Source organism: Mycobacterium intracellulare ATCC 13950 (assembly GCF_000277125.1).
Taxonomy (GTDB): Bacteria; Actinomycetota; Actinomycetes; order Mycobacteriales; family Mycobacteriaceae; genus Mycobacterium; species Mycobacterium intracellulare.
In genome coordinates this window covers 1,431,971-1,455,727 of the sequence record NC_016946.1, presented here as the reverse complement: position 1 = coordinate 1,455,727, position 23,757 = coordinate 1,431,971, and the positions used below count along the sequence as shown (strand labels likewise).

Annotated in this window: 22 protein-coding genes; 8 read left to right on the top strand and 14 right to left on the bottom strand. The window is 65.6% G+C overall.

Annotated features, from left to right (window positions below; genetic code table 11):
- Nucleotides 1–3: 3 nt before the first annotated feature.
- From OCU_RS32005 to OCU_RS31995, 3 genes are read left to right on the top strand one after another with little or no spacing between them, the layout of a single operon-like run.
- Complete coding sequence (locus OCU_RS32005; RefSeq protein ID WP_009953813.1) at nt 4–939, top strand: LLM class F420-dependent oxidoreductase; 936 nt, start codon at nt 4–6, stop codon at nt 937–939.
- The gene (locus OCU_RS32000) at nt 936–1,688 is read left to right on the top strand and encodes an alpha/beta fold hydrolase (RefSeq protein ID WP_009953812.1); all 753 of its coding nucleotides are present in this window, start codon (nt 936–938) and stop codon (nt 1,686–1,688) included. Before OCU_RS32005 ends, OCU_RS32000 begins: the two co-directional genes overlap by 4 nt.
- Nucleotides 1,689–1,695: 7 nt before the next feature.
- Nucleotides 1,696–2,547, top strand: coding sequence for a thioesterase family protein (locus OCU_RS31995; protein WP_029384511.1), 852 nt, complete (start codon nt 1,696–1,698; stop codon nt 2,545–2,547).
- Between the two features lie 162 nt (nt 2,548–2,709).
- Here the strand turns inward: OCU_RS31995 and OCU_RS31990 are convergent, their stop codons facing one another.
- From OCU_RS31990 to OCU_RS31960, 7 genes are read right to left on the bottom strand one after another with little or no spacing between them, the layout of a single operon-like run.
- On the bottom strand, nt 2,710–3,507 hold the full coding sequence (locus tag OCU_RS31990; RefSeq protein ID WP_009953810.1) for an alpha/beta fold hydrolase: 798 nt from the start codon (nt 3,505–3,507) through the stop codon (nt 2,710–2,712).
- A 46-nt stretch (nt 3,508–3,553) separates the two neighbouring features.
- On the bottom strand, nt 3,554–4,309 hold the full coding sequence (locus tag OCU_RS31985; protein WP_014379528.1) for an enoyl-CoA hydratase: 756 nt from the start codon (nt 4,307–4,309) through the stop codon (nt 3,554–3,556).
- Nucleotides 4,310–4,319: 10 nt separating this feature from the next.
- The gene (locus OCU_RS31980) at nt 4,320–5,462 is read right to left on the bottom strand and encodes an acyl-CoA dehydrogenase family protein (protein WP_009953806.1); all 1,143 of its coding nucleotides are present in this window, start codon (nt 5,460–5,462) and stop codon (nt 4,320–4,322) included.
- A 9-nt stretch (nt 5,463–5,471) separates the two neighbouring features.
- Entirely contained in the window at nt 5,472–6,767 is a 1,296-nt protein-coding gene (locus OCU_RS31975) for an FAS1-like dehydratase domain-containing protein (protein WP_009953803.1), read from the bottom strand.
- An 8-nt stretch (nt 6,768–6,775) separates the two neighbouring features.
- Nucleotides 6,776–7,627 (bottom strand): mycofactocin-coupled SDR family oxidoreductase, encoded by an 852-nt coding sequence (locus tag OCU_RS31970; protein ID WP_020188806.1) that lies wholly within the window; start codon nt 7,625–7,627, stop codon nt 6,776–6,778.
- Between the two features lies 1 nt (nt 7,628).
- Nucleotides 7,629–8,438 (bottom strand): crotonase/enoyl-CoA hydratase family protein, encoded by an 810-nt coding sequence (locus OCU_RS31965; RefSeq protein ID WP_014379527.1) that lies wholly within the window; start codon nt 8,436–8,438, stop codon nt 7,629–7,631.
- A 37-nt stretch (nt 8,439–8,475) separates the two neighbouring features.
- A complete protein-coding gene (locus OCU_RS31960; protein ID WP_014379526.1) occupies nt 8,476–9,993 on the bottom strand; it encodes a class I adenylate-forming enzyme family protein in 1,518 nt (505 codons plus the stop codon).
- Between the two features lie 93 nt (nt 9,994–10,086).
- On the opposite strand from OCU_RS31960, the gene OCU_RS31955 reads away from it, so the two are divergent.
- Nucleotides 10,087–11,094, top strand: coding sequence for an acyl-CoA dehydrogenase family protein (locus tag OCU_RS31955; RefSeq protein WP_009953798.1), 1,008 nt, complete (start codon nt 10,087–10,089; stop codon nt 11,092–11,094).
- A gap of 3 nt (nt 11,095–11,097) precedes the next feature.
- Here OCU_RS31955 and OCU_RS31950 read toward each other — a convergent pair whose 3' ends face one another.
- The 3 genes from OCU_RS31950 to OCU_RS31940 all read right to left on the bottom strand — a co-directional run bounded on the left by OCU_RS31950 (nt 11,098) and on the right by OCU_RS31940 (nt 14,898).
- Nucleotides 11,098–12,288 (bottom strand): acyl-CoA dehydrogenase family protein, encoded by a 1,191-nt coding sequence (locus OCU_RS31950; RefSeq protein ID WP_009953797.1) that lies wholly within the window; start codon nt 12,286–12,288, stop codon nt 11,098–11,100.
- 44 nt (nt 12,289–12,332) lie between these two features.
- Nucleotides 12,333–14,627, bottom strand: coding sequence for an acyl-CoA dehydrogenase family protein (locus tag OCU_RS31945; RefSeq protein WP_014379524.1), 2,295 nt, complete (start codon nt 14,625–14,627; stop codon nt 12,333–12,335).
- Nucleotides 14,628–14,703: 76 nt separating this feature from the next.
- A complete protein-coding gene (locus tag OCU_RS31940; RefSeq protein ID WP_009953795.1) occupies nt 14,704–14,898 on the bottom strand; it encodes a ferredoxin in 195 nt (64 codons plus the stop codon).
- A gap of 220 nt (nt 14,899–15,118) precedes the next feature.
- Between OCU_RS31940 and OCU_RS31935 the strand changes: the two genes are divergently transcribed.
- Nucleotides 15,119–16,273: an acyl-CoA dehydrogenase family protein gene (locus OCU_RS31935; protein WP_009953794.1), complete on the top strand. Its 1,155-nt coding sequence runs from the start codon at nt 15,119–15,121 to the stop codon at nt 16,271–16,273.
- Here the strand turns inward: OCU_RS31935 and OCU_RS31930 are convergent.
- A complete protein-coding gene (locus tag OCU_RS31930) occupies nt 16,270–17,469 on the bottom strand; it encodes an amidohydrolase family protein (protein WP_009953793.1) in 1,200 nt (399 codons plus the stop codon). The two genes, OCU_RS31935 and OCU_RS31930, sit on opposite strands and share 4 nt — an antisense overlap.
- A gap of 121 nt (nt 17,470–17,590) precedes the next feature.
- Here OCU_RS31930 and OCU_RS31925 point away from each other — a divergent pair, with 121 nt between their 5' ends.
- Together OCU_RS31925 and OCU_RS31920 are read left to right on the top strand one after the other, a co-directional pair.
- The gene (locus tag OCU_RS31925; protein WP_009953792.1) at nt 17,591–17,905 is read left to right on the top strand and encodes a hypothetical protein; all 315 of its coding nucleotides are present in this window, start codon (nt 17,591–17,593) and stop codon (nt 17,903–17,905) included.
- Nucleotides 17,906–17,934: 29 nt separating this feature from the next.
- Complete coding sequence (locus tag OCU_RS31920; RefSeq protein ID WP_009953791.1) at nt 17,935–19,233, top strand: TetR/AcrR family transcriptional regulator; 1,299 nt, start codon at nt 17,935–17,937, stop codon at nt 19,231–19,233.
- A 10-nt stretch (nt 19,234–19,243) separates the two neighbouring features.
- Here OCU_RS31920 and OCU_RS31915 read toward each other — a convergent pair whose 3' ends face one another.
- Genes OCU_RS31915 through OCU_RS31905 form a run of 3 tightly spaced genes read right to left on the bottom strand, consistent with a single transcriptional unit; the run spans nt 19,244 to nt 22,458 of the window.
- On the bottom strand, nt 19,244–20,806 hold the full coding sequence (locus OCU_RS31915) for a class I adenylate-forming enzyme family protein (RefSeq protein ID WP_009953790.1): 1,563 nt from the start codon (nt 20,804–20,806) through the stop codon (nt 19,244–19,246).
- Between the two features lie 3 nt (nt 20,807–20,809).
- Nucleotides 20,810–22,006, bottom strand: coding sequence for a thiolase family protein (locus OCU_RS31910; RefSeq protein WP_009953788.1), 1,197 nt, complete (start codon nt 22,004–22,006; stop codon nt 20,810–20,812).
- The gene (locus OCU_RS31905) at nt 22,000–22,458 is read right to left on the bottom strand and encodes a MaoC family dehydratase (RefSeq protein ID WP_009953787.1); all 459 of its coding nucleotides are present in this window, start codon (nt 22,456–22,458) and stop codon (nt 22,000–22,002) included. The genes OCU_RS31910 and OCU_RS31905 overlap by 7 nt, the downstream gene beginning before the upstream one ends.
- Before the next feature lie 110 nt (nt 22,459–22,568).
- Here OCU_RS31905 and OCU_RS31900 point away from each other — a divergent pair, with 110 nt between their 5' ends.
- Entirely contained in the window at nt 22,569–23,756 is a 1,188-nt protein-coding gene (locus OCU_RS31900) for a thiolase family protein (protein ID WP_009953786.1), read from the top strand.
- Nucleotide 23,757 lies beyond the last annotated feature (1 nt).

Below are 23,757 nucleotides of genomic sequence, written 5' to 3'. Positions count from 1 at the left end.
ACAATGGAGCTGAAAGGGACCGAAGTGCAATACAACCTGATGTTTCCGATGCGGGCCGTCAAGCACTGGAACCGCTGGTGCGAAGGCGCCGGTATCGGGGACGTCGCACGACTGGTGGAAGAGGCCGGCTTCGATGGCTTTTCCATGTCCGAACACCCCTATCCGGATCGGGAGTGGCTGGCCCGCGGCGGCCACCACGCTTTCGATCCGTTCGTGTCGCTGAGCTTCGCGGCGGCCGCCACCACCCGCATCCGATTGATGACCTACATTCTGGTGTCGGGTTATCGCAACCCGTATCTGACGGCCAAAGCGGCCGCGAGCTTCGATCTGCTCTCGGGTGGTCGGTTCACATTAGGCACGGGAGCCGGCTATCTCAAGGCCGAATTCGAAGCGCTAGGAGCCGATTTCGACCGGCGCGGCGCACTGCTCGACGAGGCGATCGCGGCGTGGAAGGCGACGTGGGCGGGCGTCGATCATGACGGGCCGGAGTTCGGGGTCAGCGGACATGTCGCGCTGCCACCGCCGCTGACGACGGGTGGTCCGCCGATCTGGATCGGTGGCAACGGCGCGGCCGCGCAACGTCGTGTCGTGGAGGTCGCCGACGGCTGGATGCCGATGGCCGCGTCGGGCGAGATGGCCGCGATCACCCGCGCCCGCCCACTCGAGGACATCGACACGCTTGGTGACTGGATCGCGAGGGTGAACAAGCAGCGGGCGGAAGCGGGCCGCGGCGCTGCTGACGTCGCCTTCGTTCCGTTCGAAGCGCACCTGCTCGCCAGCGGCAACTGCGAGAGATTCTGCGCCGCGGTGCAGCCGCGGCTGGACGCCTACGCCGAGGCGGGTGTCACGTGGATCACCATCGAGCCGGCCAGCAGGAGCTACACAGACTTCCGGACCGACATCGACATGCTGAGCTCCCAGTTGATCAACTCCCGATGAACGGCGCCGTCAAGTCCCTGCCCGACCTCGTGCTCGTCCACGGCGGCGAGCACGCCGGTGACTGCTGGGATCTCGTCATCGCCGAATTGCGCCGCCAGGAACCCGGATTACGCACTCTCGCAGTGGATCTGCCCGGACACGGCAATAAGCCAGGCGACCTCGCGACCGTCACGATCGCCGATTGGGTGGACTCTGTCGTCGCCGACATCGAGGAAGCGGGTCTCGGTGACATCGTGATCGTGGGCCACTCGATGGCGGGTGTGACCGTCCCCGGCGTCGTCGCTAAGCTCGGTCCCTCCCGAGTCCGGGAGATGATTCTGGCAACGGCATTCGTTCCGCCGCAGGGCTCGGCCATCGCGGACACACTCGGCGGACCGCTGGCGGTCTTCGCTCGGCGCGCCGCGCGTATCGGCAGACCCATGAAGATTCCAACGCCGGCGGCACGCTGGGCGTTCTGCAACGGCATGACCCCCGCGCAGCGCCGGCTGACGATGTCCAAACTGCAAGCGGAGTCAGCGCGGATACCCGGAGAGCCGGTCGACCGCAGCGGACTACCCACCGATGTGCCGCGCACCTGGATATTGACCACCCGCGACCGCGCCCTGTCGGTGGCCTCACAGCACGCCAGCATCGCGGCACTCGGCGGGGTGGATACCGTTATCCCCGTCGATGCCTGCCACGAGGTGATGTTCAGCCATCCGGTGCGATTGGCCGAGATACTCATCGAGCGATGCCGGTTAAGGGGCTAGAGATCAGGTGACAGACTCATCATCGACGAATCAATCCGACCCAGCACCGACGTGCTTCTTCGTCACCGACGGAAAATGCTATGTGCCTACTTCTTTGGCGAGAGGGCCATGGGGTCCGTCGCTCAGCGGCAATTACATCGGTGGGTTGTTGGGGCGAGCGGTCGAGCAAGAAGTAGACGATGTCGACCTTCAACCCGCCCGGCTGACCGTCGACCTGCTCAGGCCGGTGGCGTTGCAACCACTGCAGATGCATTCCTCGGTTGTGCGTGACGGCCGCCGACTTCGACTGGTCGACGCGGTCATGACTCAGAACGACGTGATCGTGGCGCGGGCCAGCGCATTGTTCCTCCGCCGGAGTGAGCATGCCGTGGACACCGTGTGGACGTCACCCGTCACGATGCCCGCAGTGCCCGCGGAGCCCGACGTGCTGAATGACGATGCCCCGATGGTGTTTCACTCGTTCGGCCGGGACCCAGTCGCGGGGAGTCCGGGTGTCGGCATCAAAGAGTGGCGACACCACGGCCAGAAATTCGCGTGGATGCGGGAGACGAAGTTTCTCGTCGATGACGAGCCATTATCGCCTTTCACTCGCGCCGTCATGGCCGGAGACGTCACCAGCTCGCTAACCAATTGGGGTACTGAGGGATTGCAGTTCATCAACGCCGACTACACGATCACGCTCAGTCGCCTGCCGGAAGGTGTCTACATCGGATTGGCGTCGGTGACGCACTACAGCCATGCGGGGGTCGCCACTGGGGTGGCGACCCTGTTTGACGAAACCGGGCCGATCGGCAGCGGGATGGCAACGGCGTTGTCGAACCCGGGATTCACGCCACCACCGTCAATGGTGGTGAGCTGACCGGAGCTCAGGTGATGGCACCCTCGAGCTTCAGTTCGATCAAGTCGTGGACTTGATGTGCATCGATACCTCCCTGCGGCGCACAAGCATTGCCCTGGAAATGCTGGGCACGCACCATCTAGGCTGCCGGCTCTGGAACCGTGATCATTGGGGCTTAGCCGGTCATCCGTTGCGGATCGCCTCAGCGAGTTTCGCGGGCGCATCGATCATGACAAAGGCGGAGCAATCCGGGATCTCGATCAACGCGGCATGTGGAAACGCGTCGCGTAGCCGGCGAGCATGGTCGAGGGGGAACAGTTTATCCTCGGTGCCCCATGTCAATGTGACGGGTCTGTCGAACGCCTTGATCGCAGGTGCGGCACGCAGAGTCAGCGCCGGATCCAGTGAGGCGGTCACCATGACCGCGTCGCGACGGGCCGCTCGGCTGGTGGCGAACGCGCCGAAGATCTCCCGTTGCCGCTCGTGGGAGGGCGGGTGCTTGGACACCGCCTTCAGGAAGAAGCTCTGCCCTGGTTCAGTGGCCAACAGGCGGACAATTCCTCCACCCACCCGGGAGCTGAGACGGCACAGCTTGACGATCTGAGCGAAGGAGCCAGGCGGAAAGTGTTCGTAGCTATCGCAATTGGTGAGTACCAGACGGGCGATGCGGGATGTGTCCAGACCTGGATCGCCCAGCGATGCCAGCACCAGTCCACCACCGGTGTCGTTGGCCACCACGGTGACGTCGGTCAGATCGAGGGCTTCCATGAAGTGGACGATGCGCCGCGCTGCCGCCTCAGCGCCCAGGTCGGCGCCGCCGGTGGGGGTGCTATGCGCGCCCAGCGGCCAGGTCGGCGCGATGCAGCGGCAGCCCTCCCCTAGTTCAGCCACGACGTCGTTCCACACCGCGCCGGTGACATAGACGCCGTGGACGAAAAGGATCGTCGAACCCGTTCCGCTGTCGGTGTATTCGATGTCCAAGTTGTCTACTCGTACTGTCTGGGTTGTCACGTCGACTCTCCTGTGCTCAGTGGCCACGAAAATTTGGGGTGCGCCGTTCGCGGAAGGCGCGTGCCCCTTCTCTGAAGTCAGCGGTCTCGACCAACGCCAACTGCCCCTCGGCTTCGATAGCTTGCACCGGCTCGAGCTCGGCCAGGGTCGCTGCGGCCAGCGCACGCTTCGTCCAGCCGAACGCCAACGTTGGACCGCCGGAGACCGACCGCAGCACGTCGGTCAGCACCGACTCGTATTCGCCCGCGGAAGTGATGTGCGAGATCATCCCCCATTCGAATGCGGTTGCAGCGGAGATCTTTTCCGCGGTCATGGCCATGCGAGCGGTGCGCGCTCGACCAATCAGCAATGGCAGCAGCGCGGACGCACCCCCGTCCGGCATCAGCCCGACCCGGGTAAAGGCCAACTGAAAGTACGACGCTGGCGCGGCCACCACCAGATCGCAGGCGAGCGCCAGCGCACACCCGAAGCCAACGGCCGCTCCATGGACACCGGCGATCACCGGCTTGGGTAGCGAGGTGATCGCCCGGACCACCCGGTTGGCGGCATCAGCGGCGCCCGCAGTGTCACCGCCGGTCAGGTCGCCGCCGGAACAGAATGCTCGACCGGCACCGGTGAGCAGCACCGCGCGGACTGATTCGTCTGCCTCGGCATCGCGAATGTGAACCGACAACTCCTCGAGCATGGGGGTGTCGACGGCGTTGAGCTTCTCCGGTCGGTCCAGCCGGATCCGCAGCACCGCGCCGTCGTGCTCGACCGAGATGCCGTTCATCGCAACGGGATCATAGGCCGAGGTCGCGTCCGATGATGTCCTTCATGATCTCGGTGGTGCCACCGAAGATCGTCATGATGCGATTGTCCATATAGTCGCGCGCGACGCGGTATTCCGTCATATAGCCATAGCCGCCGTGCAACTGCACGCAGCCATCGATCACCTTCTTGGCGGTCTCGGTGCACCACCATTTTGCCTTCGATGCCTCGACTGCGGTGAGTTCCCCGTCCACTACCGCCTGGAGGCACCTGTCGATGTATTGCTCACCGATCTCGAGCTCGGTGTCCATCTCGGCCAACAGGAATCGGTTGTGCTGGAAGCTGCCGATCGACTGGCCGAAAGCCTTGCGGTCCTTGGCGTATTGCAAGGTCTGCCGCCAGGTCTCGCGTGCGCCGGCGATGGCTGAGATGGCGATGGACAACCGCTCCGACGGAAGGTTGTGCATCAGGTGATAGAAGCCGCGTCCCTCTTTGCCCAGCAGGTTCGCCGATGGCACCCGAACGTTCTCGAAGGCTAGCTCGGCGGTGTCCTGGTAATGCAACCCCATCTTTTCGAGCTTGCGGCCGCGGCTGAAGCCCTCCATGCCCGCCTCGACCACGAGCAATGTGAAGCCCTTGTGGCCGGCCTCGGGGTCTGTGCGGCATACCACCACTACCAGATCGCAGTTGATGCCGGATGAGATGAATGTCTTGGCGCCGTTGATGATCCAGTCGTCACCGTCGCGGACGGCCGAGGTGCGGATCCCGGCCAGGTCGCTGCCCGCGCCAGGCTCGGTCATCGCTACGGCGACGATCAGTTCGCCGCTGATGATGCCCGGCAGCCAGCGCTCCTTCTGCTCATCGTTGGCCAACGACGAGAAGTACGGGCCCACAACGTCGTTTTGCAGGCTCAACGACGGCGACGGCCCTCCGTATCGGGCGATCTCCTCGTCGATGACCGCGTTGAACCGGAAGTCGTCGACTCCCCCGCCGCCGTACTGCTCGGGCATGTTGAACCCGATCAACCCGTATTTGCCAGCGGCGACGAACGCCGAGCGGTCGACGATGCGGTCGGCTTCCCAACGCTCGGCGTTTGGCACGAGTTCACGCTCGATGAACTGCCGGACCGTCTCGCGGAATGCCTCGTGCTCCGGCTCCAGAACGAGTCTTTTCATGTGGTGATCTCACTCTCCATACAGTCGTCGCATTTCTTCACCGACTTTGCCAGAAACTCGCGAAACGACCTGTGCTCCCCGCCTTCGCAGATCGGCATCCGGGATCGGCAGCACAACAGCACCGGTCGCCTTCGACGGCAGCAACACCTTGGCGGTGCCTCGCGTGGTGGTTTCGCCCCGCTGGCTGGTGGCGAAGACGTCCAGCGACACTGGGTCTTCAGCCCCCTCGCCCTTTGAGGTGACCGTGCCAGTGCAGCGGTGCACGTCTCCGTGGTAGTTGAAGCCGCGTAGTTGCAGATCCATCTCAGCCAGCCAGCCGTCGTCACCGGTCCAGTTGGTCAGCAGGTGGCTTACCCACGCCGCGCGCATCTGACCATAGTCGTACGGCGCCGGAATACCAAGTGCCTGAGCGCGTTCGGCATCCCAGTGCAGTCGTTGCACGACGTCGGGGACGCCATACTCATCCGGCTGGTAGAAAGCGGGCATCCGCTTGCGTAATTGGTGGGCGAATTTCAGCGGCCCCACGCCATAGCCGCCCCAGCCCCACCCCATGTGCATCGAGATGATGTCGACGACAGTCAACGGGCCCTTGATGATTCCGGGGAGTTCGTCGCCCACCGAGACGTCCTCCCACCACTGGGGATCAGCGCCTCGCCGTTGCTCTGCCTCGTACTCTTCCTCGACCTGGGCGAACTCCTCGGGAGTCCAGTGCTTGCGCGCGATGTCCTTAAGCTTCCCGGACTTCTTCGAGCCGTGACGCTCGGCGTTGATGTAGGACTCGTCGCGGGTCGCGATCGGGTTGCCGTCGATGTCGACGTAGAGGTAACGGAAGGTTTCCTTGACCGAACGCCCACCGGAGAATTCACTTTCCTTCACCTGGACGTCGAGGGTGTAGTTCTCCGCTAAGACCGGCCTGCCCGCGTAGATCGGGCGGTACCACGTCCACTTCACCCCCGAGTAGTACTTGCCAGTTCCGCGAAACAGACCGCGGAACAGCTTCTTCCGCTCCGGATCGGTGAACTTAGGGGTCTGATCCAGGCCCGTCGCGATCGGGAAGGTCGGCGATGCGATCTGTCCGTGCCAGCGTGTCGACGGCCCGTACGTCGGGTCGTGGAACAACGGGTTGTCGTCACCGCAGCCGAAGGCGAAGTGCGTGATGGCGTCGGCCGACGGCAGCTTGTTCCACGCTTCGTCGCGCTGGTGAACGGGAATTCCGATCTGCCCTTTGGCGCGTTCGATGTCCTCGTCGGTGATGCGGCCCTCTTCGGCGGCCGCGTCGGCGCTGTGCTTTTCTGTGGTGGTCATCGGTCCTCCTAGAACTTCAGCATTGCGCCGGCGTCGACCTTGAACTGCAGGCCCGTGACATACCGGGATTCGTCCGAGGCCAGAAAGCAGACCGCGTTCGAGATATCCGAGGCTTCGACGTAGGGGGTGGGCATCGCCTGCATGGCGGGGAAGGCCAGCAGGGCGTCGTCGCGGCTCGGCGCCTCGAGGTCTGGTCGGAACTGCCGGTACATCGGCGCACTGTTGAGCATGTCGGTGTTCACGTTTGTCGGGTGAATAACGTTGGCGCGGATGGATTGTGGGGCGAGCTGTGCGGCGAGCTGCAAGGTATAGGAATCCACCAGCTGCTTGGCGTAGCTGTAGCCCGCGCCGCCCGGGCCCTGCGGGCCGCCGGCGCCGGGGGGCTGGGCGGCTGCGATGAGGCCGGCGACCGATCCGGTGGTGATGATCGACGCGCCGGACGTCAGGTACGGCAGCGCGGCGTGGACGGTGTTGATGACGCCGACGAAGTCGACGTCGAAGGCATCGGCGAAGGCCTGAACCGGCAGATGAGCGCCCAGTGGGCAGATGCCGGCATTGGCAACTACCACGTCGAGTTTGCCGAATTCGGCGACCGCGTTCGCGAGTTCGCGGCCGACGGCCGCCCGGTCTCGCACGTCGACCTCGGCGGTGTAGGCCTTGCGGCCGGTCTTCTCCACCTCCAGACCGGCTTCCTCGAGATCACGCGATGTCGCCAGTGGGTATTCGTTGGTCTCGATGTCGTGACAGATGTCGAAGAGGATGATGTCAGCGCCCTCCTCGGCCAGTTTGACGGCGTGGCTGCGGCCCTGACCGCGGGCTCCTCCGGTAACCAGAACCACTTTGTCCTGCACTCGACCCATTTCAGCGTGCCTTCCATACGGGTTGACGCTTCTCTGCGAAGGCCAACGGACCTTCCTTGGCGTCCTCAGACTTCAACAACTCGGTGAATTCGCGAATCGTGCGTTCCCACTTGGGTTCCTCGGCGCCGATGATCCCGTCGTCGGCACCGTAGGCGATCCGCTTACTGGCTTGTACCGACAGTGGCGCGTTACAGGTGATCCGCTCGGCGAGCGCCAAGGCGGCTTCCACGACGGTGCCGTCCGGCACGACCTCATTAATCAGGCCCCACCGCAAGGCGTCGGAGGCTGTCATCGGCTCACCTGTCAACACCAACTCCAACGCGACCTTGCGTGGCAGCTGCTCGACGATCCGGAACACGCCGCCCGCACCCGCGATCAGGCCGCGTTTCACCTCAGGAAGTCCGAAACTCGCACTCTCGCAGGCGATCACCAGATCGCTGGCCAAGGCGAGCTCTGAGCCGCCGCCGAGCGCGGTGCCGTTCACTGCGGCGATGGTGGGTTTGTCGATGAAGTGGTGCACGTAACCGGCGAAGCCCCATTCAGGGTGCTCCGCGTGGTAGAGATTCTCGCCGCGAGAGACGGCCTTGAGGTCTGCTCCGGCACAGAACGACTTCTCGCCGGCACCCGTAAGGACGACGGCCCGCACCTCGGGATCGCGCTGCGCCGCTTCGAGTGCGTCACCGACGGCCGTGCTGACCGCGCCGTTGACGGCGTTGCGCGCATCTGGCCGGTCGATGGTGATGAGCGCGACGTTGCCCCGCCGCTCGACGACGGCGGCTTGGCGGGTCACCTCTGTCAGGGTTTCAGCCATAATGTCTCCTTCCGATTGGATTGGCAGTGCCGGAGTTTCAGCCTGCGGCGGCCGGTTGACCGATCGGCACGCCAAGGTCCTCGAGCAGTGCGATTAAACGCCGACGATCGACCTTGAGTGCCGCTCCACGAGGCAACTCGTCGACGACGAAGATGCGGGCGGGCACCTCATAGGGCGTCAGTGTGGCCCGACAGTGTTCCCGGAGCGCCTCGCCATCGGCGGCGGCGCCTGGGCGCAATTCAACTGCGGCAACCGGAATCTGGCCCAACCGCTGATCCGGCATGGGCGCGACGGCGGCATCTGCCACCGCCGGGTGCGCACGCAATGCGCGGACGACCGTCTCCGGGGACACCTTGAAACCGCCGCGCACGATCACGTCGTCCGCGCGGCCGTCGATGTAGAGGAAACCATCTTCATCGAGATGCCCTAGGTCACTGGTCGTGATCCAGTCTCCGGCGCCGCCGGCCTGCAGCGTGGCAACCTGCAGCCTGCCGGTGACCCCCCGGCTGACCGCGGCGCCATCGTCGTCGACGACCCGCAACCGCACACCGGGAAAGGCGCGTCCGACGCTGCCCTTCTTGTCGGCCCACCGCGAGTGGAAGTCCTTCACCGTCCATCCGGCCACGGCGCCGGAGAATTCGGTCGCGCCATAGACGACGAGGATCGGGATGCCGTAGCGCTCGAAGAACGCATCGACCAACGCTGGGTCGACGGGACTGGTACCCGCATTGATGGCTCGGATGCTCGCCAGGTCCTCCCGCGGAATGTCGGAGTCGAGCACCGATCGCATGGCCGCCGGGGGCAGCCCTGCCACCGCGGGCCGATACTGCTTCACCACGGCGTGCCAACCCGGCACCGTGAATCGATCGAGCATCGCGATCGGCCGGGCCGCGACCAGTGACTGCAACAACGACCAGAGCCCGCCAATGTGCACGATCGGCAACGTCACCAGGCCGACCGCTCCGGTCAGCGGCGGCTTGGTTCTCACTTCCGGACGATCGTTGTGCCGCAACGCCGAAGCCAGGGAGGCCTCGAGCTGCGCGCGGGTCAGCGGGATGCGCTTCGGGGCACCCGTCGTGCCCGAAGTCAGCATCTCGATGGCTACCGCTGGATCGCCGCTCACCGCTTCCGTCGTGCCCCGTACCTGCAGGTCGAGTTCGCCGTCGTCGAGCCTCCAGCCGGTCGCCCCGAGATCGGCGACGACGCGGTTGAACACCTCGTCGGACCACAACGCGGCAGGCGCAAGGACGAAGGGAGCGGCGGACGCCCCGAGGTCGGCGCTCAGCCGGTCCGGCGGCTGGAGCGGGCTGATGGTCACCAACGTCCGTCCGCCCCGAAAGATGGCGATGAGCGCCGCGACAGACTCCATTCGATTGGATAGCACGACGGCGACTCGGCCGCCGGTCTGACACCCGGCGGCGGTCAGTTCCCGGTCGATCCGCTCGGTGAGTGACCGAACGGAACCCCAAGACGCCCAGCGTCCGTCGCACTCCAACATGCGGTCGTCGTCGTCGGCGTCCCAGAGCCGTCCCAGCGCATCGTCAATGCTCGTCATCGTGACTTTCCGGATCGACTTCCGCGGCGGATAGCCGTTCTCCTGAAACTAGTGGACATGGTTTACTAGGTCAACTTTGTGAAAGGTTTTGCGATGGACTTCGGCTTGACGGACGAACAGGATCAACTCGCCGCGGCGGAGCGGGCCTGGCTCACCAAAAACGACCCCATCGCCAGGGTCCGCGCGACGCTGGACTCGGCTGCGGTCACCGTCGATCCTGCGGCGGTCGCGCATGCGGCGGAATCGGGTCTTCTGGAGCTGCTCACTCCCGAAATGGGCGGCACCCATGTGGATCTCGCCATCCTCGCCGAGGAGCACGGATACGCGGCCAGCTCGCTCCCGGTCGCGGATCTCAATATCGCGGCCTGGCTGCTCGACCACGTCGACTCGCCCGCCGGAGACGGCGAACTGACCGGATTGACGCTCGGTCCCGACGCCCTTCTTGATGGCGATGCGCTGGGGCTGGCTGGTATCACCCGTCCGGTGCCGATGGCCGCCGATATGGACTCCATCGCGGTGGCAGGCCACGTGGACGACGGCGAGTACCTGGCGGTCCTGAATGCCCCGACGCTGTCGGGCATGTCGACGCTCGACCTGAGCCGTTCGTGGGCACGCGTGGACCTCGACGCGACGATCGCCGACTGGACGCGGCTGCCTGCCGGCACGCTGGCCCTGCTGCGCGACGCTTTGGCGGTGCACCGGGCGTTCGACGCATTGGGCGCGGCGGCCCGACTGCTCGACATGACGGTGTCTTACGCCAAGCAGCGGGAGCAGTTCGGCGCGCCGATCGGGTCGTTCCAGGCAGTCAAGCATCACTGCGCCGACATGGCAGTCGCGGTGGAGGCCGGCCGGGCCACGCTGTGGGCCGCGGCGCTCGCACTGGACACCGCGTCGGCCGCTGCCCGGTCCCGGGCCGCGTCCGCGGCGGCGGCGTACACGAAGTCCGCCGCCGCCAAGGTGGCCGGAACGGCGCTGCAGGTGCACGGCGGCATCGGCTTCACCTGGGAACACGATCTGCATCTGTTCCTGCGCCGGATCAAGGTCGACGAAGCCTTCAACGGGAGCGTCGCCGAACACCGCGCGGCGCTGCTCACGGCTTGACATTCAGCGCCGATCCCGCGGCAGCGCCAAGCCCCGCTCGGCGATCAGGTTGCGCATGATCTCCGAACTGCCGCCGGCGATGGTGTAGGCCCGAGCGTACAACCACTCGTCCTGCCAGCGACCGCCGTCGAGAACGTCCGGGTCGCCCTCCACTAAAACGCCTGCCTCGCCGCCGAGTTCGACTGCGAAGCGTGCCATCTCGAGATTCAGCTCGCTGAACATCAGCTTGGCCATCGCGCCGTCGTGCATGCGCTCGGTGCCACGCAGCCAACGCGTGAGATTGGCGTACGTCAGCGCGGACAGCGCCTCCACCTCGGCGCTGAACTCGCCGATCCGATCACGAATACGGTCGTTGTCGATCGCGAGGCGACCGTCGACGGTGACGTGCGAGGCGAGTTGCACCAATGCCTCAATGGCCAGCCTCAACTTGACGACCGCGGCGCCCACGCTGGTACGTTCATGCCCCAACGTGGCGTTTGCGATCGCCCAGCCCTGTCCCGGTTCTCCGATCATCGCCTCGGCCGGCACCTCGACGGAATCGAAGAAGACCTCGTTGAAGTCCGAGGTGCCGGTCAGCTCGCGCAGCGGGCGCACCGTGATGCCCGGGCTGGACATGTCGAGGATAAACGCACTGATGCCCTTGTGCTTGGGGGCGTCGGAATCGGTGCGCGCCAACAGATATCCGTAGTCGGCCCAGTGTCCGTCGGTGGTCCACACCTTCTGCCCGTTGACGGTATAGGTATCACCGTCGAGAACAGCGCGGGTACGCAGCGACGCCAGATCGCTTCCTGCACCGGGCTCGCTGAACAATTGGCACCACAGCTGTCGACCCGCGCGGATCTCGGGCAGATGCCTGCGGCGCTGGTCATCGGTGCCGTAGTGGATCAGCGCATGCGATGCCAGCGCGTTACCGCTCGGCACGCCCGGCACCGCAGCCCGGGCCAGCTCCTCGCCCACCACGATGGCGTGTTCAGCGGAGCGGTCATCGCGGCCGCCGAACTCCACGGGCCAGTCGGCGCCGACGTAGCCGGCTTCGAACAGACGCGCCGTCCAATCCTGAAGCGCCTTGAGTTCGGCTTCATTCTCAGCGCTGCGCACGCCCGCCCGCGGCGGTATGGGCGGTGCATGCTCCGCAATGAAAGCCCGCACCTCCGCGCGAAAGGCCTCCAGTTCGGGACCCATTCCGTATTCCACGTTTCCGTCTTCCTGTTGATTACGAACGTCTCAGCGCCTCAACGTTATTCGGAGCGCCGTTGTCGGTACGGCGCCAACAGTTCGCCGGCCGCCCGGTCTCGCAGCGCGTCGGCACGGCCAACCAACACGGAGTTGGCCCGAGCGCGGCGCAGCAGCAAATGGATCGGGTGCTCCCAGGTGAAGCCGATGCCGCCGTGGATCTGCAACGCACCCTCGGTGGCGGCGACACCGGCATCGAGGGCGGCCGCGGCGGCCAAATCCGCCAGGTAACCCGACTCCTCGAGGTCGGACTCGACGGCCTCGAGGATCTGGCTGCGGGCGCCCTCGAGTGCGACCAGCATGTCGGCGCACCGGTGCGACACGGCCTGGAAGCTGCCGATGGGGCGGCCGAACTGATGCCGTTCGCGTGCCCACTGAACGGCCATCGCCAGCGCGCGCGACGCAACCCCAACGGAATCCGCGGCCACGGCCAGGGCCGCCCGGCGGCGCGCCGCGGCCAACATCCGAGGCACATCGGTTCCGTCGGCCAGCACCTCCCCCGCCGCCCCGCTGAAGGTCACCGCGCCGACGGTGCCGGTGAGGTCGAGCGGCTGCTGGGCCGTCACCTCAACGCCGTCGGCGGACGCGTCGACGGCCACCAATACCTCACCCACCCCGGCTGCGACGCGAGCCAATGCCACGAGCACCTCGGCGTGTGGTGCTCCCGCCACGATCGGGACCACACCGGAGAGACCAGTTCCGTCCCACTCGGGCAGCTCGGGGCCGCTGGTCACCCAGCCGCTGTCGTTGACGGGTACGGCGAACGCCGCCGTTGCACCGCCCGTGATTCGCTTAACCAAAGCCTTTGCGCCGCAATGTAACGCGACGTCGAGCCCGATCACGGTCGGGACAAGCGGCGCCGGGGCCAATGCCTTGGCGGCCTCTTCGACGGCCGTGTACAGCAACCGCGGTCGGGCGCCGGCGCCGCCCAAGGTTTCATCGACAGCAAGGCCCGGTAGGCCGAATTCGACGAGCGCCGACCACACTTCGGGCTCGGCCGCATCGACGGGACGCTTGCGGTCGAGCAATGCTGCTTCGTCCACTTTGGCCTGCAGTGTCGCCGCCAGCACCTCGCGCAGCTCCCGTTCATCTTCCTCGGGCACGGCGAGCGGGGCGCCGGGCGTGACGGCCGCTTCCCGGGTGCCCTCGCCGCGGTGTGACGGCAGCCCGAGCACGCTCTCGGCGATGGTATTGCGTTGGATCTCCGCGGTGCCCGCGCCGATCGTGGTCGCACGGCTCATCAGATAGCCGAACGTCCAACGCCCCTTGTCGACGGCGTCGGGTGCGCGGCTGCCCAGCGCCGCATAGGGACCGGCCGCGCGCAGGGCGAGCGCATGCATGTGCTGCTCAAACTCCGACTTCACCAATCGGTTCACCGACGCCATACCGCCGGGATCCTCGCCGCGCAGAACCGCGGCCAGCGCGCGGGCGCTGTTGGCTGCGATGGTGCGGACCCCGGATTCCAGCCGAGCAACGTCCTGGCGGACCAGCGGGTCGTCGTCAAGCCGTTGTGCGACGACAAGATCGATCACCCGGTCGGCCGTGCGCCGGTACTTGAACTCGTCGGCCAGAAAGGCGGTGGCACGCTCGTGGCCCAGCGATGTGCGCATGATCGACCACCCCGCGCCCTCGTCGCCGACCACATTCTCGACGGGCACCGCGACATCGTCGAGGAAGACCTCGGCGAAATGCGCCGCGCCGCTGATGTCGCGCAGGGGACGCACGGTGATCCCGGGGCTCTTCATCGGGATCAAGAGATAGGTGATCCCGTCCGATGGTTTGCCCCCCGACCCCGTGCGCACCAGCGCGAACATCCAGTCGGCGCGATCGGCCATCGTGGTCCACACCTTCTGCCCCGTCACCCGGTACACGTCGCCGTCGCGGACCGCGCGGGTGGACAGCGACGACAGGTCACTGCCCGCCCCAGGCTCGGAAAACCCTTGACACCAGAACTCATCCGCGCGCAGCAGCGGTATGAGGAAGCGATCCTTCTGTTGCTGGGTGCCGTGCGCGATGAGCGTGGGGGCGAGGATGAACGACAGCGGACACGGATGCGGTGGCACACCCGCATCCGTGGTCATCCGGTAGTAGTCCAGCTGATCCGCCAGCGATAGGTCGAGTCCACCGACCTCGCGGGGCCACCCAGGCGCAGCCAGCTGGTGGTCGACGAGTTCGGCGTGCCAAGCGCGGGCCACCTCGATCCGGTCGGGTTCAACGCCCGACCGAGCGACGTCGGCCTGACGACGACGAAACTCGGCGAGCAGCAACTCGAGACGCGGCCGCCAATCAGCAGTCTGCATGGCACTCCACAAAGTCAACTTGGTTAACTATGTCTGGAGTGTGCCGGTTAATGCAGCCGCTTGGCAAGCGCGCCCGTCAGCCGTCTTCGAGAATGAGAGCAAGCTCGGGGCATGCCGCGACCCCGTCGCGGGTGAGCTGCTCGTCTTCCGGTCGCACCTCACGCTCCCCCAGGATGGAGTAGCCGGAGTCGTCGATCGGGAACAAATCCGGGTCGACGGCGTAACACTGGGCATGGCCCACGCACTTCGACTGCTCGAGCCGAACCTTCATACGACCTCCTCCGCTCGACCGTCCAGGCGTACGGTCTCATCCAAGTTTTCAGCATAAGGCTAAAGCTTTAGCTATTTCGACACACCTCTAGTCCACACTTATTCTGACACTTGTGTCGATACATATTCCTGACTCATATCGCAGAGTCAGTGGATATTTGTGGCGATCAACTGAGCTATGTTCCACTTGGTTCTGACATCTATGTTCGATAGGAGCTGCAATGACAGTCGCGCTCAGCGATGAAGAGACCATGCTGGTCGAAACCGTGCGGGCCTTCGTCGACCGCGACGTCAAGCCCACGGTCCGCGCAGTCGAGCACGCCAACGAGTACCCGGAAGCGTGGATCGAACAGATGAAGCGGATCGGAATCTTCGGGCTTGCCGTGCCCGAGGAATACGGCGGTTCACCGGTATCGATGCCCTGCTATGTGAAGGTGACCGAGGAGTTAGCCCGTGGCTGGATGAGCCTGGCCGGCGCGATGGGCGGACACACCGTGGTCGCCAAGCTGATCTCGTTGTACGGCACCGAAGAACAGAAACAGAAGTACTTGCCACGCATGGCGAGCGGGGAGATGCGGGCCACGATGGCGCTCACCGAACCTGGTGGCGGCTCCGACCTGCAGGCGATGACGACCACCGCACGAGCCGAGGGCAACGAGCTGGTGATCAACGGCGCGAAGACCTGGATCAGTAACGCGCGGAGGTCCGGCCTCATCGCACTGCTGTGCAAGACCGATCCACAAGCGCAGCCACGCCATAAGGGCATCTCGATAGTCCTGGTCGAACACGGTCAGGGTCTGACCGTCTCACGCGACCTGCCTAAGCTGGGCTACAAGGGCGTGGAGAGTTGCGAGCTGTCGTTCGACGAGTGCCGCGTACCGGCCGCGGCGATCCTCGGAGATGAACCAGGCAGAGGATTCGCCCAGATGATGAAAGGCCTCGAAACGGGCCGGATTCAGGTTGCATCGCGGGCGCTAGGGGTGGCGAGCGCAGCGCTGGAAGACGCGCTGAAATACGCGCAGGAGCGGGAGAGCTTCGGCCAACCGATCTGGAAGCACCAGTCGGTCGGCAACTATTTGGCTGACATGGCCACCAAACTCACCGCGGCGCGCCAACTCACCCGCTACGCCGCAGAGAAATACGACAGCGGTGAGCGATGCGACATGGAGGCCGGGATGGCCAAGCTGTTCGCGTCGGAGGTAGCCATGGAAATCGCGCTCAACGCCGTCCGAATCCACGGCGGCTACGGCTATTCCACCGAATACGACGTCGAGCGCTACTTCCGCGACGCACCTCTCATGATCGTCGGCGAGGGCACCAACGAGATACAGCGCAACGTCATTGCCGCACAGCTGGTCTCGCGGGGCAAACTCTAGACGCCGGCGAGTTGCCGATCGACCGCACCCACCCGCGGGAAGTTGAGCATCCGGCGGGCGTTCTCCTCGACGATCAGCCTGCACTCGTCGTCGGGCACGTCGGCAAGGACCTCGGCTGCCCGCTTGCGCGAGTTCGGCCAGTTGGAGTCGCTGTGCGGGAAGTCGATCTCGAGCATGATCCGGTCGATGCCGATGCTGTGCCGGTTCGTCAGGCCGTGCTCGTCGTCGATGAAGCATCCCCAGAAGTGCTTGCGGAACAGATCCGAAGGCCGGGTGTCGAAGTCAATCTTCTGGTAGTAGCGGTGCCGCTCCCACACGTAGTCGGTTCGCTCGAGGATGTAAGGCACCCAACCGATGCCGCCCTCAGCGAGCGAGATCTGGAGATCCGGGAACTGCTGCAGCTTGCCGGAGAACAGCAGGTCGACCGTGGACCACATCAGGTTCGTGGAGAATAGTGCCGTCGCGACCGCGAACGGTGCGTCGGGCACCGCCATCTGACCCGGGACCGGCTTGATCGTCGAGAACGAGAAACCCGGCACGAACGAGCCGGACCCGAAGTGCAGCGACACCGGCATCTTGGCGTCTGAGCAGACCCGCCACAAGCCGTCCCAGTGATCGGAGTGGAATGACGGCAGACCGAGCGGCACCGGGCTGTCCGGGAACGAGATCGTGCGCGCACCCTTGGCGGCGACGCGCTCTGCCTCGGCCACACATGCGTCGATATCCCATGTCGGCAGGATCGCCAGCGGGATGTAGCGCTCGGGCGCCACCGCGCACCACTCGTCGATGTAGAAGTCGTTCCACGCCTTGACGCACAACAGTGCCAGGTCCTTGTCCTCGGCACGCTGGAACGTGCCGCCGCCGAATCCCGGGAACGACGGGAAGCACAATGCCGACTGCACACCGTCGAGGTCCATGTCGGCGACCCGCGCGACGGGGTCGTAGCAGCCCGGAATCATGTCCTCGTAGCGGACGGGATCCATGCCCCACTCCTCGGGCGGTTTGCCGGCGACCGCGTTCAGGCCGATGGTCGGGAAGACCTGACCGTCGTAGTGCCACAGATGCATGCCGTTTTCCTCGACGATGCGCGGGCCCTGTTCGAGGTATTTCTGCGGCAACCTGTCCTGCCACACGCGTGGGTGCTCGACCAAGTGGTCATCAACGGACACGATCTGGTGGTCATCCTGAAGCGGCATGATGCTCCTTCGCATCTGACGATCGGTCGTATTTTTCTGACATATCGTCTTGTTTTCTGACGGTTCGTCTCACAGACTATATGACACATGCCACATTCGTCCAGCAGTTGAGAGGCGCGACATGGAATCCACGGACCGACCCGCCGAAGACGCAGGCCGGAACAAGGTCGATGAAGACGACCACGACCTGTTGACCTTCGGCGAAGCGGGCGAACGACTGCGCCTGGAAATCGCCGCGGCTGCGCGAGAGGTGCAAGGCCTGCAGCAATCCGGGCCGGTCGAGGCGCTCGAGAAGGCCCAGGCCCGCCTCGATGCACTGCGGTCCGCTGCAGCCCGCAACAGCGCGCAGCCCATCAACGACGCCAACTTCGAGAAGTTCTTCGGCTATCCGGGCAAAGCCAAGCGCAACCTGCCCGGAGCGCCGTCGGCCCGATGAGCGTGTCGGCGCGTACGGATAATTCACACATGGCTCGCACTCCCGACAAGTTGCGGCGCTCCGGCTATGCCCCCGCCGCCAATCACGGTGTGGGACGCCGCGGCCTGCACACCCGCGAGCGCATACTCGGATCCGCCGCGGAAGTGTTCCTGGCCAACGGATTTCACGCCACCTCACTTGACGCCATCGCGAGGGCGGCCGGCGCCTCTCGTGCGACCGTGTATCAATACTTCGCGGGCAAGGAAGAGATCTTCCGCGAACTGAGTGCGCTGGCCGAACGCGATGTGCTGGCACACGGTGAACACCTCGGTGAACTCGGCCCGACAGTCGACGGAGTGGATGCGCTGCACCGTTGGCTCGTCGCATGGGCGGATATCTACGACGCCCACGCCGCGGTGTTCGCCGAGTTTCCGGGCATCGGCACGGCCACCGGGTTGGCCGTCATCGATGCCAGCTCGGCCGCCGCCCAGTTCCATCAGACCGTCACCGATCGGCTGCGGCGGACACGCCTGCGGGATCTGGAAGCCGACGATGCGGCCGCAGCACTCGGGCGGATCCCCCACATGGTTCACCTCTACCGGTACCGGGACATGCTCCCTTTGCCCGCTCGCGCGACCGTGACGTGGTCGTTGACCGGTGCATTGCAGCTGATGCTGTTCCCCGAGACCCCAGCCGACGTGTTGCAGGTGGTAGCACCGGCAAGAGACGGATGCGCACGAACCACGCCCCGCGCCCTCGACTATGCCGCGGCGACACCGGCGGCCGTCGAGGCGTCGGGATCGCCGATTCCGCAGGATGTGCTGTCGGTCAGTTCGGCGTTGTTCGCCGAACGCGGCTACTACGCCATCGGCATGGAGGAGATCGCGGCCGCCGCCGATGTCAGCCGCGCGACCTTGTACCGGTACTTCAGCACCAAGGACAAGATCCTGGCCGAACTGACCCGCCGAGCGGTCGCCGAGATCGAAAAGCACGCCGCCGCCCTGCCTGCCAAGGCCGCGGATTCGCTGACCGAATGGATGCTTGGCTACGTCCGATTCCATCGCACCTACCGCGGCGTGATCCGGGCGTGGTTCGACGGCACGGTCGCAGAACAGCTCTCCAACGCCGATGTGGACCACGGTATTGGCGCGATTTTCCAGGCGGTTGCCGCGTTGTTGTCCACCGTCGACCTGCCGCCCGGCATCGACGCTGACGTGGCAGGCGCGGTGTTCGTGGCGGTCCTGGGCCGGATGTCCGAGCCGACGGGGGCTAGCGGACCGAACAGCGACGAGCAGGCCGCTGAGTTGATGGTCAAGCTGTTGCGCCGTTCGCTCCTGCGTGAAGCGTGAACACAGGAGCTCAGCCGGCGGCGGCCTTCAGCTCGGCGCGCAGTCGCTTCTTATCCACCTTGCCGCTGGCCAGTACAGGAAGATCGGCGACCAACACCAGTCGACGAGGCACCTTGTAGCGCGCCAACCGCTGCCGGACCCCCTCTTGCACCATTTCCAGCGTCGGCGACGCACCGCCGCGCGGCACCACAACGGCGCAGACCGCCTCGCCCCACTTGTCGTCGGGCACCCCGACGACGGCGCAAGCGGCCACCCCGTCAACCGCACTGACCGCATCCTCGACCTCGGGCGAATAAATATTCTCCCCGCCGCTGATGATCACGTCCTTCTTGCGGTCCATCAAATAGAGCAGCCCGCGCTCGTCCAGTCGACCCATGTCGCCGGTGCGACACCACCCGTCCCGCAGCGTCGCCTGCGTCGCCGCCGCGTCCTGCCAGTAGCCGCGGAACATCGAGTCGGACCGCACGACGATCTCACCTGCCTGCCCCACGGGCAGGACGCCACCGTCCGCATCGACCACACGTACCCGGGTGTCGGGAAATGGGAAGCCAACCGAGCTCAGCCGCTCGGCAGCGTAGGGGTCGTCGAGGATGTGCAGTTCCCGTGGCAGTCCAGAGACAATGACTTCCGTCTGTCCGTAAAGGTTGAGGAAACCCGCGTCCGGCAGAACGGCGAGTGCCCGCCGCAGGATAGCCGCGGTCATCGGCGCGGCCGAATAGACCACCGTGCGAACCGATTCCACCGCCAAGCGATCACTCACCTCATCGAGGAGCGCCCTGAGCATGACCGGCGCCAGATGCAGCACCGTGATGCGCTCGTCGGCGATCAGCCGCACCGCATCGGCCGCGTCGAACTGTTGCTGCAGCACCACGGTTCCGCCTCGAGCATGCAGCCCACCGATAATCCCGAGCGCACCGAAGTGGAACATCGGCATGTTGATCAGCCCGCGATCGGCGCTGCCGCAACGCATCTCGTTGTTCATGGTGAATGCGACCCTGCGCATCTCTCGCTGTCCGAGGATGCAGCACTTGGATGCGCCGGTCGTGCCGCTGGTGAACAGCAGGTACGCGATGTCGTCGGGCCGGGCCACGAACTCGTGCTCGCCGCTACGGCCTTCCTCCACAAATCGTTCGTAGCCCGTGATCCCCTGCGGAGCTTGTCCGCCGATGACCACCAACATCGGTGGCGACGGCATATCCGCGATGAGATCGCCGATCACCGGCACGAACTCGGCGGCGCAGAACACGATCGACGGGGCGACGCGCCGCAGCGCATCATCCATCTCGGGAGGCGAAAGCCGAAAGTTGATGGTGGCCATGATAATTCCGCCGAGTTGGGCGGCCGCGTTCAGTTCGCCGAACTCGATGCTGTTGCGGCTCAACACTGCGATGCGGTCCTGGCGCCTCACCCCTGCCGCGGCCATCGCCGACACCAATCGGACCGCCCGGTCCCATAATTGTGCGTGGGTCACGGTGCGCTGGCCGTACCGGTAGGCGACGACGTCGGGAAAGCGGACTGCGTTGTCGGTCACGATGTCACCGAGCGTCATGTCGTCGACTTCGGCCCTCGACATGAGTTACCGGCTACTCAGCAGCATCGATCCAGCCACCGGCCCGCCGCCCACACCGACTGCCACCACCTCGGGGGTGCGGGGCGCCTGCCGATCGCCGCCCTCGCCCCACAACTGCACACATGCCTCGTGCAGGAAGCCCATTCCGTGCAGTCGCCCGCCGGAGAGTTGACCGCCGCTGGTGTTGATCGGCAGCGAACCGTCCAGTGCGATAGACGAACCGTCGCCGACGAATTCGCCGACCTTGCCGTGCTCGCAGAAGCCCATCGCTTCCAGCCACATGACGGTCAGGAAGGAGAAGCCGTCGTAGAGCTGGGCCATGTCGACATCGGCGGGAGTCAGGGTGGTGTGCTCCCACAGCGTGGCCGCCGAATCGTGCGCCGCCATCGTGGTGATGTCGCCGCGCTGATCCCAGGTCGCCCGCTCGAACATCCCGGGCCCGACGGACTCCACCGTCAGCGGGTGTCGCGGCAGGCCGTTGGCGGCGTCACGGCGCGACACGATCACGGCGGTGGCGCCGTCGCAGGGCACATCGCAGTCATAGAGGCACAGCGGCTCGGAGATCATCCGCGCACCGAGGTAGTCGTCCATCGTCATCGGTTCGCGATAGACCGCATCGGGATTGAGTCCGGCATTGGTGCGGGCGTTGATCGCGATGCGGCCGAGGTGCTCGCGCGTCAGGCTGAAGTCGTGCATGTAGCGCTGGGCGGGCATCGCCAGCCAGTTCGCCGCCGACAGTGCGCCAAAGGGCGCCGTCCATTCCAGGTGCGGGGGCAATTCCCCGCCGCCGAACAGCACCGAGGCCCGACCGCCGCCGGCTTGTTGCGCGGCGGTGGATTCCCATACCGACCGGTAGACCACGACGTGGTTGGCCAGCCCGAGACTGACCGCCATGCACGCCTCGATCGCCGGGCCGATCTGCCCCGCTGTCTCCATCGCGGAGACGTACCAGCGGGTGCGCAGTCCGAGTGCGTTGCGGACCTCTTGGACGGTCGCTCCGGAGAACCCCGCGTCCGGCACACCCGGTCCCGGGTAACTCGCGATCCCGTCTACGTCGTCGACGCTCAGCCCGGCGTCGGCGATCGCCCGCAGCACCGCCTCGAGGGTGAGGTCCAATCCCGTCCGGCCCAGCCTGCGGCCGACCTGCGACTTACCCGCTCCGGTCAGGACGGCCTTGCCGTCGAACGGACCACCGGTCACCATACGAACCGCGCGATCAGTTCGGCCACGGCGGCCGGTTTGTCGACTCCATCGATCTCGACGGTGTGTCGCACGGTCAGGTTCACGGTATCGTCGGCGACCTTGGTGGCGTCGGCGAGCTCGGACCGGACTCGGATGCGGCTACCGGCGGTGACCGCGGACAGGAATCTCACCTTGTTCAGGCCGTAGTTGATGCCCATCTTGGCGTTCTCGACGCGGTAGTTGTCCTTGCTCACACCGGGGATGAGCGAGAGCGTGAGAAAGCCGTGCGCGATCGTTGCGCCGTAAGGACTTTCGGCCTTGGCCTTCTCGACGTCGACGTGGATCCACTGATGATCCATCGTGACGTCGGCGAAGGCGTCGATCCGGCTCTGGTCGATTTCCACCCACCGGCTGACGCCCAGTTCCTCACCGATCGTCGCGAGTGCATCGTCCACGGACCTGATCATTTTCACCGCTGCTCCCAACGTCGCCTGCGCCGATATACCGATATCTATTTAACGGTATAGACTGGCCTCGCTCGTCGGGCAAGCAGCCCGTCAACTCTAACGATCTTGGGAGACACATGGCCACCACCACGTCCCGCGCAGCGATCGTGGCCGCTGCCCGCACACCGATCGGAACGGCGCGCAAGGGCACGCTGGCCAACATGCCCGCGATCGAGCTCGCCAAACCCGTCGTGCAGGCCGTCGTCGAACGCTCCGGACTGGACGCGGCGGACTTCGACGACCTGGTGCTGGCCGAGAGCATGCAGGGCGGCGGCGACAGTGCCCGCTACATCGCGGTGGCCCTCGGCATGCTCGACATTCCCGGGCTCGCCGTGAACCGCCAGTGCGCATCGAGTCTTTCGGCCATCGCCGTGGGCGCCGGGCAGATCGCGTCCGGGATGAGCCGCGCCATCCTGGCCGGCGGTATGGAGTCGCTGTCGACCGGCCCAATCATGCAGAAGCGCAAGCTCTTCACCGCAGGCAAGTCGCCCGAGGACTACGCGCAGTGGTTCCCCGAGTCGCATCCGCCGACTGCGGAAGCGCCCGCCATGGACATGTCCATCACCGTCGCGCACAACTGCAACCTTCAGTACGGGATCACCCGCGAGGACCAGGACAAGTGGGCGCTGCGCAGCCATCAGCGCGCGATCAGGGCCATCGACACCGGGGCGTTCACCGACGAGATCATCCCGCTCCAGGTGCCCCAGGCCGACGGCAGCGTGATTACCTTCGCCGAGGACGAGCATCCACGGCGCGGGAGTTCGATGGAGTCGCTTGCCGGGCTGAAGGTGCTGCATCCTGAGATCGAAGGCTTCACCGTGACGGCAGGAAACTCCTCCGGGATCAACGATGCCGCGGCAGTGGTCGCGCTGGCCAGCCCGGACACCCAGCAGGAAGTGCTGGCAAGCGTGCTGTCCTGGACACAGGTCGGACTGGACCCGACGCGGACCGGCAGCGGGCCGATCAAAGCTATCCCGAAGGCGCTCGAGTTGGCGGGCCGCAAGCTCGAGGATGTTGCACTATTCGAAATCAACGAGGCGTTCGCCGCTCAGGCGGTGGCGTGTGCGCGCGAACTCGGTCTCGACGAGGAGATCGTCAACGTCTACGGCTCGGGCATCAGCCTGGGCCACCCGATCGCCGCAACCGGCGCCCGCATGGTCACCTCGGCGATCTACGAATTGCGCAGGCGCGGTGGGGGTATCGGCGTGCTGTCAATGTGCGCCGGCGGTGGTATGGGTGCCGCGATGGTCATTGAGGTGGCCTGAG